The sequence below is a fragment of the Dryocola clanedunensis genome, from assembly GCF_038405435.1.
GTDB lineage: Bacteria > Pseudomonadota > Gammaproteobacteria > Enterobacterales > Enterobacteriaceae > Dryocola > Dryocola clanedunensis_A.
This window is the reverse complement of sequence record NZ_JBBYHZ010000014.1, coordinates 55,509-71,905: the sequence shown is the minus strand read 5'-3', so window position 1 is coordinate 71,905 and position 16,397 is coordinate 55,509. Positions and strand designations below refer to the sequence as shown.

Here is a 16,397-nt window from a genome sequence, read left to right as displayed (position 1 = left end):
CGTCAGAGGTTGTTATATTGTGTTTGTTGGTTGTTTTTTGACTATAACATTCACTTATGACGTGGCGGCAAGCGATTTATTTTTATTATCTTTAGAGGCGTATTAGCGTGGTTAATTGCTCCCCGTCACTATTCCAGCTCACGCTGAAGGTGTCCCCTTCGCGGAATGGCCCAAGCGGAGAAACAAGCCTCAGGGCAATCTGCGGCTCAGCGATCTTAATAACTTCCGCAGCGGAAAAATCAAAATAGCGGCCGACGTGGCGGTACAGCGCCTTAAATAAACTCTCTTTAGCGGAAAACGATAATGTCAGCGCCGTGGGGAAGGGGAGGCCGCAACCGTGCAGTAATTCCCGCTCGGCGGGGTTAACCACGCCCTCGGCGATATTCTGCGCGTCATAAGCATTCATTATGACCTCGATATCAATGCCCACGCCGCAAAGTTCCCCCTCGCGCTCCTGAATCACCGTTGCCAGCGCAACGTTGCCCGTGTGGGTGATGCTGCCGGTAAAACCCGGCGGCCAGCATGGCGCACGGTGCAGCCCGATGCCGGGCACAAAGTCTTTTATTCCCTGAAAACTCAGCGCTTCGCAGGCGGCCATTCTTCCCGCCAGATGTTCCGCCCGGCGCCTGGTGACGGCCCCGCAAAGCCGCTCGCGGTGCGGTAAGCAAAGCAGATCGTCAGGATGAAAAGTTGAGGCGTCGAAATCCACGCGGTAGACGCGCTGCGAGGTAGTGGGAAAATCGAAATGGGTTAGCTGACAGATCATGTTGGTCGCTTATAACGGTGGAAGACACCGGCGCTTTTCCATCCTGCGGAAAAGCGCCAGCGTTACGCAATCAGAAGTGCGTATTCAGGCTTACATAGTAAGTCCGGCCGGATTCGTTATAGGTTTCGGCACCCGCGCCGTACATATAACCCGTGTTGCCGCCGGTAGTCTGGGCATTACCCGCGCGCCAGTGACGCTTATCGAACAGGTTGTCGATGCCCGTCGTTACGCTGACGTTTTTGGTGGCGTCCCAGGTGCCGCTCAGGCCGACGATGCTGTACGGGCTAACCTCGTTGGTTTCTGAACCGGTCGCCGGCTGGCCCTTGTAGTTGTATTTCTTCGGCTGCTGCTTGCCGTACCAGGTGAAGGTCGACTGCACGGAGATATCCTGACGGATCTGCCAGCTCAGCGTGGAGTTCAGCGTGTACTCAGGAATGACGGACAGGCGCTCGCCGGTCTCCTTGTTTTTACTTTGCAGCATGTAGGTCAGGTTGTTCGACCAGCTGACGGCGTCGCTTACCGGGACGTTCAGCGTGCCCTCCAGCCCTTCAACAACGGCTTTCGGGATGTTGTCCCACTTATAGATATCCGTTTTGGTTGCTCCGGAGGAGGTCTGGCCTACCGGCGAGTAGCCCGCTTCGATCTTGTCTTTGTAGTCGTTGCGGAACCAGGTCACCCCGGCCAGCCAGCCTTCATGCTTGAACTCAAGGCCGATCTCTTTGTTGACGCTGGTCTCCGCCTTCAGGTCTTCGTTACCCATCATGTAGCAGCCGACGCCCGTACCGCTGGCGTAGCAGCCCTGGCCCTTGCTGTAGAGAATGTAGTTTGGGTTGGTCTGGTACAGGCTCGGCGCTTTATAGGCGCGGGCGATGCCCATTTTCAGGGTGAAGTCGTCGCCAAGGCCCTGGGAAAGGTTCAGGGACGGGCTCCAGTTGTCGCCGACGATGCTGTGATGATCGAAGCGCAGGCCCGGCGTCAGCATGGTGCTGTCGGTCAGCTCCATGTTGTCTTCGGCAAACAGAGAGAAGATCTCCGCCTGGGTATACGGGCTGCGGCCGGTGCTGTCGTAACCCGGAATAGCCCCGCCCATAAAGGTCTGGCCGTTGGAGGTCTGATCCTTCATGCGCTGCTGGTTCCACTCGGTGCCCAGCGTCAGGTTCTGGTTCACCACGAAATCTATTGGGATGTTCACTTCGCTGTGCAGCAGCACGTCGCTCAGGTCGATATCCTTAAACTTGTCGCTGGCGAAAATCCCTTCGGTGCCGCCCGCCAGCCCTTCCTGCATGCGCGAGTTGCGGGTGTGCTCGTACTGCACCCAGTTGGTGGTGGTCAGGCCGTTATCCCAGCCGCCGTTCCAGGTCAGGGAGTAGGTCTGGCGGTAGAGGCGGTTGGTCTCGTTACCGTAGTTATCCTGCACGATTTTGTTGGTATTGGTGTTCTGGGTGTCGCCGGAATAGAGGTTGCCCTGGCGGCTGTAGCCCGCCTCCAGCTCGAGGGACTGCATCGGCGCGAAGTCCCAGCGCACCACGCCGTTTATGTCTTTGTTAATCACGCCTTCACGACCGGCGGGCAGCGTATCGGCATAAATCCCCGTGCGCTCGGACTGGTGGCCCTGGTTAATGTCCCAGGCGTCGGCCTGAGTTTTATCCAGGTTACCGTACAGGCGGAAGCTGAAGTCCCCGCCCAGCGGGCCGTTGAGGCTGAAGTTGGTGCGCTTGGTGGAGCCTTCGTCTTTGTGCTCGGGGGCGTTGAGATAGGTGTTCCAGGTGCCGTGCCACTCGTTACCGCCTTTTTTGGTGATGATATTCACCACGCCGCCCGCCGCGCCGTTGCCATAGCGGGCCGCTGCCGGGCCACGGATCACTTCGATGCGCTCGACCATTTCCGGCGGTACCCAGCTCGCATCGCCACGGGTATCACGTTCGCCGCGCCAGCCCAGACGCACGGAGTTACGGCTGGTCACCGGCTTACCGTCGATCAGAATCAGGGTGTTTTCAGGGCCCATGCCGCGAATATCAATCTGGCGACCGTTGCCGCGCTGGCCGCTGGTGGAGTTGCCGGTGAGGTTCACGCCGGGCATGGTGCGGACAAGCTCAGAAATGTCGCGTGCGGGCGGGCGCTTTTTCAGTTCGTCAGCGGTGATGGTCGACACGCCCGGGGCCTGCAGGTTTTGCTGGGCGGCGGTCACCACGACGGTGTCTTCCTGGACGGGCGTTTGGGCAGTTTCTTTATCGTCGGCTGTGTTTTCTTCAGCAAGCGCGGGGAGCGCGGCGCTGTAAATTCCCATGTTGATGAGCATCGCAAGGGAATACTGGATCTTCTTATTCATTTTGGCGGCCTGCTTTTCCGCTGAGCTCCGCGTTTTCCTTGCCCAGAGGGCCGGAGTGCAGCATGGATGTCCGTGAGTGAAACCGATACCGCGTGCTAATGCTGAAACAAAAAAGCAGCATTATCCCTGCAATTCGGCAACTTATTGTTTTAGCTCAGAAGCCGTAGCTCACAGAGCGCGAATACGCTATTGCAAATGCAAATAATTATCAATAGTATTATCAGAATATTTCAGGGTTATGAGTAATATTCCATTGATAACATGGGGTTATGAATTGGTGTCGAGAATAGAGCCGGGAAGTGAAGCGTGGTGGCAGGAAAAATCGCGGGAAGGGGGACCAACCGTGACCAGCGGGGAACCGGGAAGCTGCTCGGTCACCTTCTGGTGGCGCGATCCTGCCGGAGACGAAAATGCCTCTGACATTAAACGCGTGTGGATTTACATCACCGGCGTAACGGACCACCACCAGCGCTCGCAGCCGCAGTCCCTGACGCGCCTGCCCGGCACCGACGTCTGGCAGTGGCAAACGCAGCTCGGCTCGCAGTGGCGCGGCACCTACTGCCTTATACCCTCAGCCAGCGAAGAAGATTTCCCGGCGGCGGCCTTCGAGGGCTTTCGGGCCGACCGTACCGCGCTGCGCGAAGGCTGGCGCAAACTGCTGCCGCAGGCGATTGCCGACCCGCTGAACCCGGACAGCTGGAAGGGCGGGCGTGGGCACCCGGTATCCGCTCTCCATCTGCCGGATTCGCCGGTGCAGGCCGGCTGGGACAACCCGGCGAAGGAGTGGCAAACTCCGCAATGCATCACCTGGCATAGTAAACGGCTGGGCAATCAGCGTCGCGTCTGGGTATTCACAACGGGCGAAAACAAGCCGGATGAGCGCCCGCTGGCCATTCTCCTTGATGGTCAATTCTGGGCGGAAAGCCTGCCGGTCTGGCCCGCGCTACAGGCGCAAACTAACGCGGGTGAGCTGCCCGAAGCGGTGTATGTACTGATTGACGTCATCGACATCCAGCACCGCAGCAAAGAGCTGCCCTGCAACCCTGATTTCTGGCTTGCCGTGCAGGAAGAGCTTCTGCCGCAGCTGCGGGAAAAGACCTGCTGGCGCCAGGATCCGCAAACCACCGTCGTGGCGGGGCAGAGCTTCGGCGGGCTGTCGGCCATGTACGCCGGGCTGCACTGGCCCGAGACCTTTGGCTGCGTCCTCAGCCAGTCCGGCTCTTACTGGTGGCCGAAGCGCGATCCGCAGGCGCAGGACGGGCTGCTCATCAGGCAGCTGGCAGACGGCACGATAAAACCTGAGCCGCTGCGCATTTATCTTGAGGCGGGCTTCCGCGAGCCGCTAATTTATCAGGTCAATCAGAACCTGTATCCCTTACTACAACAAACGCAGCAGGCTGTTTTCTGGCGTCAGGTTGACGGCGGACACGATGCGCTTTGCTGGCGCGGCGGCCTGATTGACGGGCTTAGCTGGCTCTGGCAGAGCGCTTAAAGACAGGAGTAAGGCATGGAGTACAGTAACCCTTTCGACGCCCCGCAGGGGCGGTTTTTTATCCTTCAGAACGCCGCCCGTCAGTACAGCCTCTGGCCGGAAACTTGCGCGCTGCCTGCGGGTTGGCAGATGGTCTGCGAGGCGGCGGGGCAGGAAGAGTGCTCCCGCTGGCTTAAAGAAAACTGGCGTGATCTGCAGCCCGTCTCTTTTGCTGATGCGGGGGGCGGGAAGTGAGTGAACTCCTGATGAACCCAGTAGAACAGCAGGCTGAAATGCTGCCGCTTGTCGCCGCCCAGCCGGGCATCTGGATGGCGGATCAGCTCTCGCCGCAGCCTAACGCCTGGAGCGTGGCGCATTATGTGGAGCTGGAAGGCGATTTAAACGAAGCGCTGCTGTGCAAAGCCGTGGTGGCGGGAATGGCCGAAGCGGATACGCTGCGCATGCGCTTTGCTGAAAAAGACGGCGAGGTCCGCCAGTGGATCGATCCCGAGGCGACCTTTACGCCGCCGCTTTGCCGCGATCTGCGTCAGGAAGCCGATCCGCAGGCAGTCGCGCTGGCTATTATGCGTGACGATCTGGATCGGGATTTACGCCTCGCCAGCGGTAGGCCGTTATATTTCCATGCGCTGCTGCGCCTGAGCGAAACACGCTGGTTCTGGTATCAGCGTTTCCATCACCTGGTGGTCGATGGCTTCAGCTTCACCGCAATTACCCGCCGCATCGCCAACATTTACACCGCTTACTGCCGGGGCGAGCAGCCCGAGCCGAACCCGTTCACCCCGTTCAGCGATGTTGTTGAGGAGTATCAGCGCTACCAGCAATCGGGCACCCGGCAGCGTGACGCGGCGTTCTGGGGCGAAAAAGCCCGCCAGCTGCCGCCTCCTGCCACACTCTCTACCCAGCCGCTGACCGGGCAGGGGTCGACCACGCACCTGATCCGCCAGAAGCTTGAGTTTAACCGGACGGAGTTTCACGGGCTGGTCAACGGCGCCGGTTTAACCCCTGCCGACATGGCGCTCGCGCTGGTCGCGCTCTGGCTGGGCCGCCTGAGCGGGCGCATGGACTACTCCGCAGGCTTTATTTTTATGCGCCGCATTGGTTCCGCCGCCCTGTGCGCCACCGGTCCGGTGCTTAACGTGCTGCCGTTTGGCGTGCGTATTGCCCCGACGGCGACTTTGCCGGAGCTGGCGCAGGAGATTGCCAGAGAGCTGAAAACCCTGCGCCGCCATCAGCGCTACGACGCGGAACAGATCCAGCGCGATCTGGGCCAGATCTCCAGCGGCGAGCCGCTTTACGGCCCGGTGCTGAACCTGAAGATGTTCGACTACCGCCTGGATTTTAACGGCACCGAAGGCGTGACGCACCAGCTGGCCTCCGGCCCGGTGCGCGATCTGGAAATTGCGCTCTACATCGGCGAAAAGGGGGAGTTTACCCTTGAGCTGCTGGCGAACGCCGAGCGCTACGAGGCCCGGACGCTGGAGCAGCATCTGGCGCGCCTGCCGCTGCTTTTGCGCCAGTTTGCGGCTAATCCCGCGCTACGCTGTGCGGACGCAGAGCTGCTGCACGATTCAGAAACGCAGCTGCTGGAAAGCGTTAACGCCACGCAGACGGCGGTTCCGGCCACCACGCTCGGCGCTTTGATTGCGGAGCAGGCGCAGCACACGCCGGACGCCCCGGCGCTGGCCGACGCGCAGCATCAGTTTACCTATCGCGAAATGCGCGGCCAGGTGCTGGCGCTGGCGGGGGAATTAATCGCCCAGGGCGTGAAGCCGGGGGATGTGGTTGCCGTCGCGCTGCCCCGCTCGGTCTTTTTGTCTCTCTCTTTACAGGCGATTGTTGAGGCTGGGGCGGCCTGGCTGCCGCTGGATACCGGCTACCCCGACGATCGTCTGCAAATGATGCTCGAAGACGCCGCGCCGCGCCTGCTTATCACCTCCGCAGATCAGCTGGCCCGGTTTAGCGCTCTCGAAGGGCTGAACACTTACTGCTACGAAAGTTTGCTTCCGGCTGCGGATCGGCCTCTGCCGCTGAACGTATCCCGACCGGAACACACCGCCTACGTGATCTTTACCTCCGGCTCCACCGGCCGCCCGAAAGGCGTCATGATCGGGCAGCAGGCCATCGTCAACCGCCTGCTGTGGATGCAGGACCACTATCCGCTCAGCGGTGAAGACGTGGTGCTGCAAAAAACGCCGTGCAGCTTCGATGTTTCGGTCTGGGAGTTTTTCTGGCCCTATATTGTCGGCGCGCAGCTCGTTATGGCACCGCCGGAAGCGCATCGCGATCCGCAGGCGCTGCAGCAGCTCTTTGCCCGCTATCGGGTGACGACCACGCACTTTGTGCCTTCCATGCTGGCGGCCTTTGTCTCCGCGCTGGACGGCGACGCAGCGATTGCCAGCTGCGCCACGCTGCGGCGCGTGTTCTGCAGCGGTGAAGCGCTGCCTGCGGATCTGTGCCGGGAATGGGAGCAGCTCACCCACGCGCCTTTGCACAACCTCTATGGCCCGACGGAAGCCGCCGTAGACGTGAGCTGGTACCCGGCTTATGGCGAAGATCTTGCCCGCGTGACCGGCAGCAGCGTGCCGATTGGCTGGCCCGTGTGGAATACCGGGCTGCGGATCCTCGATGCGGCAATGCGGCCCGTGCCACCGGGCATCGCCGGCGATCTTTACCTCACCGGGATCCAGCTGGCCCAGGGCTATCTTGGCCGCCCGGATCTCACCGCCAGCCGCTTTATCGCCGATCCTTTCGAGCCCGGCGAGCGTATGTACCGCACGGGTGACGTGGCCCGCTGGCTGGATAACGGCGCGGTGGAGTATCTGGGGCGCAGCGACGATCAGCTCAAAATTCGCGGCCAGCGCATTGAGCTGGGGGATATCGACCGGGCAACGCAGGCGCTTGAAGACGTGGCGCAGGCCGTTACGCACGCCCGCGTTCTCAATCAGGCGGCGGCCAGCGGCGGCGATGCCCGTCAGCTGGTTGGCTATCTGGTTTCCGCTTCCGGAGGGGCGCTGCCGCTTGAGAAGCTGAGAGAACAGCTTTCGGCCACGCTTCCGGCGCATATGGTGCCGGTTGCGCTTGTGCAGCTTGATGATTTCCCGCTCAGCGCCAACGGCAAGCTGGACCGCAGGGCGCTGCCACTGCCTGAGCTGGCAAAACGCGCTGCGGGGCGTGCGCCTGAAACGGCTCTGGAAAAAACTGTCGCCGAAGCCTTCGCCGGGCTGCTTGGCGCTGACGTTCACTCCGTCGACGATGACTTCTTTGCGCTGGGCGGTCATTCCCTGCTGGCGATGCGCCTGGCGGCGGAGCTGCGTCGTACCCTCGGCAGGCCGCTGACGGTGGGGCAAATCATGGTCGCTTCCACGGTGCGCCAGCTCGCCGAAACGCTTGCCGAAGAACATAGCGAAGAGCAGGCGAGCCGCGCCGGGTTTGAGGCCGTGCTGCCGCTGCGCAAATCCAGCGGGCCGACGCTCTACTGCTTCCACCCGGCGTCGGGCTTTGCCTGGCAGTTCAGCGTGCTGCAACGCTATCTGGATCCGCGCTGGTCAGTGACCGGCATTCAGTCTCCGCGCCCGACGGGCCCCATGCAGCAGGCGCAAAACCTGGCAGAGGTTTGTGAAGCCCATCTGCAAACCCTCAGGGAGCTACAGCCCCACGGGCCGTACTATCTGCTGGGCTATTCGCTGGGCGGCACGCTCGCGCAGGGGATTGCCGCAAGGCTTGCGGAGGCGGGGGAGGAAGTGGCATTCCTGGGCCTGCTGGATACCTGGCCGCCGGAAACGCAAAACTGGGCCGAAAAAGGGGCGAATGAACTCGATCCGGCCGTGCTGGACGAGATAAACCGCGAACGGGAAGCTTTTGTCGCCGCCCAGCAGGGGCAGGCGTCAGACGCGCTGTTCGAGGCTATCGAAGGCAACTACGGCGATGCCGTCCGGCTGTTAACCACGGCGCAGAGCGTGCCGTTTAGCGGTAGGGCAACGCTGTTTGTTGCCGAACGAACGTTGCCGGAAGGGATGGATCCGCAGAAAACCTGGTCGCCGTGGATTGCCGAACTGGATATCCACCGCCTGGACTGCGCGCACGTGGATATCATTTCCCCGGCCGCGTTTGTCGAGATAGGGCCGGTATTGCAGCGGGTGCTCTCTTTATAGGGATCTGCGGCGGATGACGCAGGCTTATCCGCCCTACGGGTTGAGCGTAGGGCGGTGGGCCCATGTATGTTCCGCAAAATTATTATGTGCTCCCCGAAAAAGAAGCATCGATCGTGCGACTAGCCGTAAAATTTTATTACTAGTAATGCAATTGGTGTGGGTATAGTCGGTGTTACAATTTCAGGCCTGATAATTCGACTCCACGATTACTTTTGGCCGCATGGTTTAAGTAACCTTTCTGAATCAACGGGAAAACATGAATAACTTTGCCCTTCTGGCCTGCAGAAAACTGCTCTTTCTGGACGTTGTTGAGGCGGCCAGACACATCGGAAACGTTGAGCCCCGCACCTGGCGCTACTATGAGTCAGGGCGCAGCTCCCTGCCCGAACCGATCATGAAAAAAATGCACTCGCTGCTGCACCGCCGTGAAATCCTGTTAAACGACATGCGCGTTCAGGCTCAGGAGCACAGGAAGCTGGGGCAGGGCAGGCAGGTGGTGCCGTTTTACGTCACTTTCGAACAGTTTCGCGAGGAGACGGGGCACGATGACGTGGTGGAGTGGCGGCTGGATATGTCGGTAAAAAGCGCCCTGTATATTGAAGATTTGCTCGTTTTCTACTGACCAGCGTGTTCCTGAACGGAACGATTCGCCAGCGGTAAAAAAGCCCCACGGGAGGGGCTAAAAATACATTTCGGTTTTTTATTATTTTTCAGACCCGCCGGGGCAGACCTGCGTTTTTACCAGCCGTAAGAGACGCCAGCGCCTGCTACGAAGTTGTGCTGTGAGTCGTCAGAGACGGAAGCCTTTACCACTACGTTTTCCGTCGCACGGGCAGAGAAGCCCACCGCCAGCGCAGATTCGCTGTCAGCGGTACCCACGCCTGCACCGACAGAAAAGTCCTGGGTGTTAGTGACCTGAGGAATGTTCGCCATCGCCGCCACGCCTGAAATCCCCGCAGAAGCACGCTTACGGTTGTCATCCACCTGAGACTTCAGCTTCGCAAAGTTGCTGGTGGTCTGGCTTTCGAGGGTGCCAATACGCTGTTCGTGGTTAGCCAGCTCCGCATCGTCCGCCGCTAAGCGATGGTTGGTTGCCGCCAGCGCCTGCTTGTTAGCTTCAGCATGAGCGAAGGCCTTATCCGCGCGGGACTGGGCATATTCGCCTGTGGTTTCGGCTTTCTGCGCTGTGGTAAAAGCTTCATCGGCACGAGTCTGGGCGTGCTCGCCTGTGGCTTCGGCTTGAGTAACACCGGCGCTGAGAGAGGTTATATTTTTGCTGTTTACGGCAATATTTTTCTCGTCAGTTGTGATGTGTTGAGTGTTGCTGGCGATATTTTTTTCGTCAGTTGTGATGTGTTGAGCGTTGCTGGCGATATTTTTTTCGTTGGCAACAATGTTTTTATTATTAGCGCTAATGATTTGCTCATCTGTTGCAATATGTTGGGCATTGGCATTGATATCAGCCGTATTGGCTACAAGAGCAGAGCTGTTTGCAGCAATAGCAGACTTATTGGTGGCTATGTTATTTTCTTCGGCCACAAAACGCTGGTTATGCTGAGAAACGTCTGTATTCAGCGTAGCAATGGAGTTGTCATGTGCTTGCAGGGTTTGTGCATCTTTACGCTGCTGAATATCAATGTTCTGAACATGGCTGTCGACTGCATCAGTGTGATTTTCAACGTTTGTCAGGCGATTGTCCTGAGTGGCATTCTGGGCTGTGTTAGTTGCGATATTTGCTTGATTGGAAGCAATCGCGTTGTGATTAGCGGTGATAGAAGATGTATTTCCGGCGATGCTGGCTTCATCCACAACAAAACGCTGGTTATGCTGAGAAACGTCTGTATTCAGCGTAGCAATGGAGTTGTCATGTGCTTGCAGGGTTTGTGCATCTTTACGCTGCTGAATATCAATGTTCTGAACATGGCTGTCGACTGCATCAGTGTGATTTTCAACGTTTGTCAGGCGATTGTCCTGAGTGGCATTCTGGGCTGTGTTAGTTGCGATATTTGCTTGATTGGACGCAATCTCGGTTGTATTTGCAGTAATTGCGTCATCCTGGATTTTAGCAGCCTGCTTTAGATCGTAAATATCGCTAAAATTTGTTTTGGTATCCGAATCAAAAGCTTCAAAATCATACCGCCCCCCATTTTCGAACAATACTGTAGCACTATTGACCCCATCGGTGATTATGGTCTCAGGGGTCGCTGCAGAGGCATTCAATAAAGAACTTCCAGCCACACAGGCAAAGATAGCCAATGCAATTTTATTGCGTTTCATATATTTTAAGTCTCGATGGTCAGTGTTAGTCGTTTTTTATCCGTGACGCTCCTGGCAGAGCATATGTCGCGGGTTTGGTCATCATCGTGTGCTCTGACCTGGCAGTCAGGGCGCACAATTCAAATCTTCTACATCGAATCCTTTCAGCTTCATCCAGCTCTTAACAGCGTCGGCTACGATCTCCTGCTGTTTGATCCCTGTTTGCGCAGCCACAATCTTGAGCTGCTTTTTCATCTGGGCCGGGAGCTTCCCGGTAAACACCACCCACTGCGTTGGGGCGCCTGCCGTCTCGGTCGCCAGCTTTTTTTGTGCTGACATAATTTGAAACCTTATTTCAAATGATTCTCATTTGTTCCTCACTGGGAACGAGCAAATATTACTCGTAAGGTAATATTTGCAGCAAGACATTTTTTTGCATTTCTTTGCGTTCCGAATTAAGTCATTGAGCGTGCATATAAAATAGGTCACACAAAAGCAGCACTAATACACAAGAAAGTACGTAAGTTGGCGTATATCAACATATTTAACATTTGGCGTTTTCTATTTCATACGAAAGATGAACATGAAATATTCAGATTATTTATGGTTTATTGATGCTGGTCAATATTCGAAATGTGATAATACCCATTGTAAACTATTTGCTACAATGCATCTTTTTTGCTGCATCACTAATGCGACATATAATGCGGCGACGATAAGAGATTGTGGGATGATGCCGATGCTGCAAATATGGTGAAATAACCGGGGGACAGTGCGGAGAGCAGAACGATGGAAAACACATTTGCAGAAGAGTTTTATCGCCGGGTAGAAGCGATTAAAGCGCGGGCGAAGAAGGCGGATACGAATATTACCCACCTTTGCCGCGTGGCGGGCGTGAGCAGGACGACGCCTGAACGCTGGGAAAAGCGCGTGCCGAAATCAATCGCGATTATCGACCAGATGATGGAGGCCCTTGCGGAAATTGAACGCGCTAATGCAGCCGAGGAAAAAGCCTTTCAGGAGCTGCCGTCCCGCGAGCGGCAGCGGCTGCTGGCTGAAGAAGAGGAGCGGAAGCTGGAAGAGGAGCGTCAGCGCAGGGAACGGCGTAACGAGCAGCGGCGCTTAAGCCGGCAGAAGAGTAAAAACGCTCAGTAGCTGTTACCCGCCAGCCATTGCCCGGCGGGAAGTCAGCTCACTTCTTTCCCAGCGGCACCACCAGCGGCGTGTGCGCCACCGGATCTTCAATAATCATGCAGCGCAGGCCGTATATCGCTTCGATTAATTCTGGCGTGACGATCTCTTTCGGCGCGCCTTCGGCGACAATCTTCCCGTCGCGCAGCGCAATTAAATGCGTGGCGTAGCGGCAGGCCTGATTCAAATCGTGCAGCACCGCCGCCAGCGTATACCCCTTCTCACGATTCAGATCGCTCAGCAGCTCGAGCAAATCAATCTGGTGGCTGATATCCAGCCAGGTTGTTGGCTCGTCCAGCAGCATGATCGACGTTTCCTGCGCCAGCACCATGGCTATCCACGCCCGCTGGCGCTGCCCGCCGGAAAGCGTGTCCACGGGCTGATCGGCCAGATCCTGAATATTGGTGGCCCGCATGGCGCTGGTCACCGCAAGCTGGTCCTCTTCGCGCCAGCGGGTGAACATGGGCTGATGCGGGTAACGTCCACGGGCAACAAGCTCTGCCACGCTGATATCCCCCGGCGCGCTGGCGTTCTGCGCCAGCAGGCCGATGCGTCTGGCCACTTCTTTGGTGGCGAAGCGGTGGATCTCCTGACCGTCCAGCCAGACGTTGCCCGCAGTGGGTTTCATCAGGCGGCTTAGCGTGCGCAGCAGCGTCGACTTACCGCAGCCGTTGGGGCCGATAATGGCGGTGAACTTCCCGTCCGGGATGGCGACGGTCAGCCCTTCGGCCACCACGTGCGTACCGTATCCGAGAGTAAGCTCGTCGCCGTGCAGGCGCGGCGGAAGTGACAACTGGCTCATTTCTTACGGGACTCCTGAATCAACAGCGCGATAAGGTAGATGCCGCCCAGGCTTACCGTCACCACGCCCACCGGCAGCTGATACGGCATAAACAGCCGCTGGGCGCAGAGGTCGGCGGCAAGCAGCAGCGCGCCGCCGCACAGCGCCGACTGGAGTAATCCCCAGCGGGTGGTGCCGCTCAGACGACGGGCAATGTGCGGGGCAATCAGCGCGATAAACGAAATCGGCCCGGCAAGGGCGGTTGCGGCGGCGGTGAGGATCACGGCGGCCAGCATCAGCATCAGGCGGGAGCGCTCAACGGAGACGCCCAGCGCGCAGGCGCTGTCGTCACCCATCTCCAGCAGACGCATGCGCCTGACCAGCAGCGCGCCCGCGAGCAGCGCCAGCAAAATGATCGGCACGGCGGGGAAGAGCTTCGCCCAGGTCAGCCCGTTGAGCGACCCGGCGTTCCAGAGACCGGCGGAAAGCGCGGTTTCCAGAGAGGCGTGGAGCAGAAGCCAGGTGTTAAAGGCCATCAGCATGGCGCGCACGCCAATGCCGATGATAATCAGCCGGAAGGTTTCAATGCCGTTACGCCAGGCAAACAGCCAGACCACCAGCGCGGTAATAATGCCGCCCGCCATCGCCGCGGCGGCAATGGCCGCCTGATGCTGGCCGAACAGCACCATCGCAATCAGCACGCCGCTCCACGCCCCGGCGTTAAAGCCCATGACGTCCGGGCTGCCGAGCGGGTTGCGCATCAGCGACTGGAAAACAGCCCCGCTCACGCCAAGCGCGCCGCCGATAAGCAGCGCCATCAGCACGCGGGGCAGACGCCACTCTACAACCACCAGCGAAATATTACGCGGAGCAGAACCCAGCAGCGCCTCGACGACCTGCTGCGCAGAGAGTGGCAGCACGCCGCTGCCCAGGCTCCAGATGCCCAGGCCCGCGCTCAGCGCAGCCAGCAGCAGGCACATTGCTATCAGGCGAGGAGATGAACGGTTCACAGGCCCGCCCCCTTACGCTGGCGTCGCACCAGGTAAATCAGCATCGGCGCGCCGATAAACGCGCTGACCACCGAAACGCGCAGTTCACCCGGCACCAGCAGGCGGCCAACAATATCGGCCAGCAGCAGCAGGGCAGGGGTGGCAAGCAGCGTAACGGGAAGCGACCAGCGGTGATCGGCGCCCACCAGCCAGCGCGCCAGATGCGGCATCATCAGGCCGATAAAAGCGATGGGGCCAACCGCAGCGGTGGCGCTGCCGCACAGGAGGGTAATGGCGAGCAAACCCAGAAGCTGGGTACGCGCAACCTTGCTGCCCAGCGCCGTAGCGGTGTCGTGCCCCATGCTCAGGCTGTTCAGCGAGCGGCTTATCAGCAGGGCGACGGCACAGCCCACCAGCAGCGGGCCAGAGATAATTTTCAGCGTTTCTAAAGTGCGGATGTCGAGCGAGCCAGCCTGCCAGTAGCGCAGCTGGTCAAACACTTCGGGGTTAAGCAGGGCGATGCCGCTGCTCAGGCCTTCCAGCACCGCCGCAAGCGCCACGCCCGCAAGCGTCAGGCGAACCGGGCTGAGCTGCCCGCCGCCCGCGCTGCCGGTAAACGCGACTACCAGCGCGGCTGAAAGCGCGCCAAAAAATGCCAGCCCCAGTAGGGATACGGGAGACGACAGCCCCCAGACCGCCGCGCCCAGCACGATAGCAAAGCTGGCTCCGGCGTTGACGCCAAGCAGGCCGGGGTCGGCAAGGGGGTTGCGGGTGAGGGTTTGCATCAGCGCCCCGGCAAGGCCAAGCGCGCCGCCAGCCAGAATGCCCGCCAGCGTGCGGGGGAGGCGTGCGTCGAGCACGATCGTGCAGTCCGCGCTTCGACACTGGCCGCCCAGGGCGTCCAGCACAACCCCAACCGGCAACGATTTTGCGCCCAGCAGCAGGCTGAGCGTCGCCATCAACAACAGTAAAAATGTGATAATCAGCAGGACGGAGATCCGCGCTGATAACCTTGAAACCGACATAAGCCCGCCTGGCAAATCACCTTATGTGAAATTAAATGATAGTTATTATCATTATCACTCTTATTTCTTTATGGTAGCATGAGCCGCCTCGCCCCCGAAAATAAAAAATCGCTTTAAGGCCATGTAATGAACCGCAATTCTCTGTTGTTAAACCTCAGTCTGCTGAAGACCCACCCGGCGTTTCGCGCGGTGTTCCTCGCCCGCTTTATCTCTATTGTCTCTTTAGGCCTGCTCGGCGTTGCCGTACCGGTACAAATCCAGACGCTGACCCACTCCTCGCTGCAGGTCGGCCTTGCCGTGACGCTGACCGGCAGCGCGATGTTTATTGGTTTAATGATGGGGGGCGTGCTGGCCGACAGGCACGAGCGCCGCCGCCTGATCCTGCTGGCCCGCTCTACCTGCGGGATAGGTTTTATCGGCCTGACCCTCAACGCCTCGCTGCCGGAGCCGTCGCTTGCGGCAATTTATCTGCTCGGCGTGTGGGACGGGTTCTTCGGCGCGATTGGCGTTACCGCGCTGCTGGCCGCCACCCCTGCGCTGGTGGGGCGTGAAAACCTGATGCAGGCGGGGGCGATTACCATGCTGACCGTGCGCCTGGGATCGGTGATTTCACCGATGATCGGCGGGCTGCTGCTTGCTTCCGGCGGCGTGGTGTGGAACTACGGGCTGGCCTCCATCGGCACGTTCGTCACGCTAATTCCGCTTCTTAGCCTGCCGCAGCTGCCGCCGCCTCCGCAGGCGCGGGAGAATCCTTTTTTGTCTCTGCTCAACGGGCTGCGCTTTCTGATTAGCCATCCGATTATCGGCGGCATCGCGCTGGTCGGGGCGCTGCTGACGATGGCGAGCGCGGTGCGCGTGCTCTATCCGGCGCTGGCCGGGCACTGGCAGATGAGCGCCGGACAGATTGGCCTGATGTATGCCGCCGTGCCGCTGGGGGCGGCGATTGGTGCGCTGACCAGCGGGCGGATTGCCCACCACGCCCGACCAGGCGCAATCATGCTGGCGAGCGGCATCGTGTCGTTTATCGCCGTGGGCGTGTTCAGCCTGATGCCGGTCTGGGGGCTGGGTCTGGCCTGCCTGGCCCTGTTTGGCTACCTGAGCGCCATCAGCTCCCTGCTGCAGTACACCCTGATCCAGACGCTGACGCCGGACGGCATGCTGGGGCGCATCAACGGTCTATGGACGGCCCAGAACGTAACGGGCGATGCGATAGGCGCGGCGATCCTGGGTGGTATGACGGTAGCGATGACGCCCGTTGCGGCAGCCAGCTCCGGTGGCCTGGTGCTGGCTCTGACTGGCGTGGTGCTGGCGCTGGTGCTTGTTCAGCTGCGCCGTTACCGGCAGGCCACGCCGGTGGAAGCGGTGTAGATTTTGTCGGATGACGCTGCGCTTATCCGACCTACGGACTGACCTACGG

Annotated in this window: 13 protein-coding genes; 6 read left to right on the top strand and 7 right to left on the bottom strand. The window is 59.3% G+C overall.

The features are described from left to right. Positions 1–91: 91 nt before the first annotated feature. Positions 92–766, bottom strand: a complete 675-nt coding sequence (entD, locus tag AAE045_RS21065; RefSeq protein ID WP_455549358.1) for an enterobactin synthase subunit EntD — start codon at positions 764–766, stop codon at positions 92–94. Positions 767–836: 70 nt separating this feature from the next. Next, positions 837–3,095, bottom strand: a complete 2,259-nt coding sequence (locus AAE045_RS21060) for a TonB-dependent siderophore receptor (protein ID WP_455549357.1) — start codon at positions 3,093–3,095, stop codon at positions 837–839. A gap of 277 nt (positions 3,096–3,372) precedes the next feature. Between AAE045_RS21060 and fes the strand changes: the two genes are divergently transcribed. The 4 genes from fes (at position 3,373) to AAE045_RS21040 (ending at position 9,360) form a co-directional block, all read left to right on the top strand. Further along, positions 3,373–4,587: an enterochelin esterase gene (fes, locus tag AAE045_RS21055; RefSeq protein WP_455549356.1), complete on the top strand. Its 1,215-nt coding sequence runs from the start codon at positions 3,373–3,375 to the stop codon at positions 4,585–4,587. Positions 4,588–4,602: 15 nt separating this feature from the next. After that, a complete protein-coding gene (locus AAE045_RS21050; RefSeq protein ID WP_455549355.1) occupies positions 4,603–4,821 on the top strand; it encodes an MbtH family protein in 219 nt (72 codons plus the stop codon). Positions 4,822–4,832: 11 nt separating this feature from the next. Beyond that, positions 4,833–8,738: an amino acid adenylation domain-containing protein gene (locus AAE045_RS21045; protein WP_455549387.1), complete on the top strand. Its 3,906-nt coding sequence runs from the start codon at positions 4,833–4,835 to the stop codon at positions 8,736–8,738. 256 nt (positions 8,739–8,994) lie between these two features. Further along, positions 8,995–9,360, top strand: a complete 366-nt coding sequence (locus tag AAE045_RS21040; RefSeq protein ID WP_455427277.1) for a DUF1870 family protein — start codon at positions 8,995–8,997, stop codon at positions 9,358–9,360. 116 nt (positions 9,361–9,476) lie between these two features. Here AAE045_RS21040 and AAE045_RS21035 read toward each other — a convergent pair whose 3' ends face one another. Then, positions 9,477–11,015, bottom strand: coding sequence for a YadA C-terminal domain-containing protein (locus tag AAE045_RS21035; protein ID WP_455549354.1), 1,539 nt, complete (start codon positions 11,013–11,015; stop codon positions 9,477–9,479). Between the two features lie 105 nt (positions 11,016–11,120). After that, the gene (locus tag AAE045_RS21030) at positions 11,121–11,333 is read right to left on the bottom strand and encodes a hypothetical protein (RefSeq protein ID WP_202306812.1); all 213 of its coding nucleotides are present in this window, start codon (positions 11,331–11,333) and stop codon (positions 11,121–11,123) included. Positions 11,334–11,783: 450 nt separating this feature from the next. Between AAE045_RS21030 and AAE045_RS21025 the strand changes: the two genes are divergently transcribed. Continuing rightward, positions 11,784–12,149: a hypothetical protein gene (locus AAE045_RS21025; RefSeq protein WP_202306810.1), complete on the top strand. Its 366-nt coding sequence runs from the start codon at positions 11,784–11,786 to the stop codon at positions 12,147–12,149. Positions 12,150–12,186: 37 nt separating this feature from the next. Here the strand turns inward: AAE045_RS21025 and fepC are convergent, their stop codons facing one another. Genes fepC through fepD form a run of 3 tightly spaced genes read right to left on the bottom strand, consistent with a single transcriptional unit; the run spans position 12,187 to position 14,980 of the window. Continuing rightward, positions 12,187–12,987, bottom strand: coding sequence for an iron-enterobactin ABC transporter ATP-binding protein (gene fepC, locus AAE045_RS21020; RefSeq protein ID WP_202306808.1), 801 nt, complete (start codon positions 12,985–12,987; stop codon positions 12,187–12,189). After that, on the bottom strand, positions 12,984–13,946 hold the full coding sequence (fepG, locus tag AAE045_RS21015; protein ID WP_237391355.1) for an iron-enterobactin ABC transporter permease: 963 nt from the start codon (positions 13,944–13,946) through the stop codon (positions 12,984–12,986). Before fepG ends, fepC begins: the two co-directional genes overlap by 4 nt. 26 nt (positions 13,947–13,972) lie before the next feature. Then, on the bottom strand, positions 13,973–14,980 hold the full coding sequence (fepD, locus tag AAE045_RS21010; RefSeq protein WP_455549353.1) for a Fe(3+)-siderophore ABC transporter permease: 1,008 nt from the start codon (positions 14,978–14,980) through the stop codon (positions 13,973–13,975). A gap of 126 nt (positions 14,981–15,106) precedes the next feature. Between fepD and entS the strand changes: the two genes are divergently transcribed. Beyond that, positions 15,107–16,348: an enterobactin transporter EntS gene (gene entS / locus AAE045_RS21005; RefSeq protein ID WP_455549352.1), complete on the top strand. Its 1,242-nt coding sequence runs from the start codon at positions 15,107–15,109 to the stop codon at positions 16,346–16,348. Positions 16,349–16,397: the final 49 nt, after the last annotated feature.

Bases quoted from the DNA above. Each gene is read 5' to 3' on its own strand.
- fepC (WP_202306808.1), bottom strand. From the start codon at position 12,987: ATGAGCCAGTTGTCACTTCCGCCGCGCCTGCACGGCGACGAGCTTACT.
- AAE045_RS21030 (WP_202306812.1), bottom strand. From the start codon at position 11,333: ATGTCAGCACAAAAAAAGCTGGCGACCGAGACGGCAGGCGCCCCAACG.
- entD (WP_455549358.1), bottom strand. From the start codon at position 766: ATGATCTGTCAGCTAACCCATTTCGATTTTCCCACTACCTCGCAGCGC.
- AAE045_RS21035 (WP_455549354.1), bottom strand. From the start codon at position 11,015: ATGAAACGCAATAAAATTGCATTGGCTATCTTTGCCTGTGTGGCTGGA.
- AAE045_RS21040 (WP_455427277.1), top strand. From the start codon at position 8,995: ATGAATAACTTTGCCCTTCTGGCCTGCAGAAAACTGCTCTTTCTGGAC.
- fepG (WP_237391355.1), bottom strand. From the start codon at position 13,946: ATGTGCCTGCTGCTGGCTGCGCTGAGCGCGGGCCTGGGCATCTGGAGC.
- AAE045_RS21025 (WP_202306810.1), top strand. From the start codon at position 11,784: ATGGAAAACACATTTGCAGAAGAGTTTTATCGCCGGGTAGAAGCGATT.
- AAE045_RS21060 (WP_455549357.1), bottom strand. From the start codon at position 3,095: ATGAATAAGAAGATCCAGTATTCCCTTGCGATGCTCATCAACATGGGA.
- entS (WP_455549352.1), top strand. From the start codon at position 15,107: ATGAACCGCAATTCTCTGTTGTTAAACCTCAGTCTGCTGAAGACCCAC.
- AAE045_RS21050 (WP_455549355.1), top strand. From the start codon at position 4,603: ATGGAGTACAGTAACCCTTTCGACGCCCCGCAGGGGCGGTTTTTTATC.
- fepD (WP_455549353.1), bottom strand. From the start codon at position 14,980: ATGTCGGTTTCAAGGTTATCAGCGCGGATCTCCGTCCTGCTGATTATC.
- AAE045_RS21045 (WP_455549387.1), top strand. From the start codon at position 4,833: ATGAACCCAGTAGAACAGCAGGCTGAAATGCTGCCGCTTGTCGCCGCC.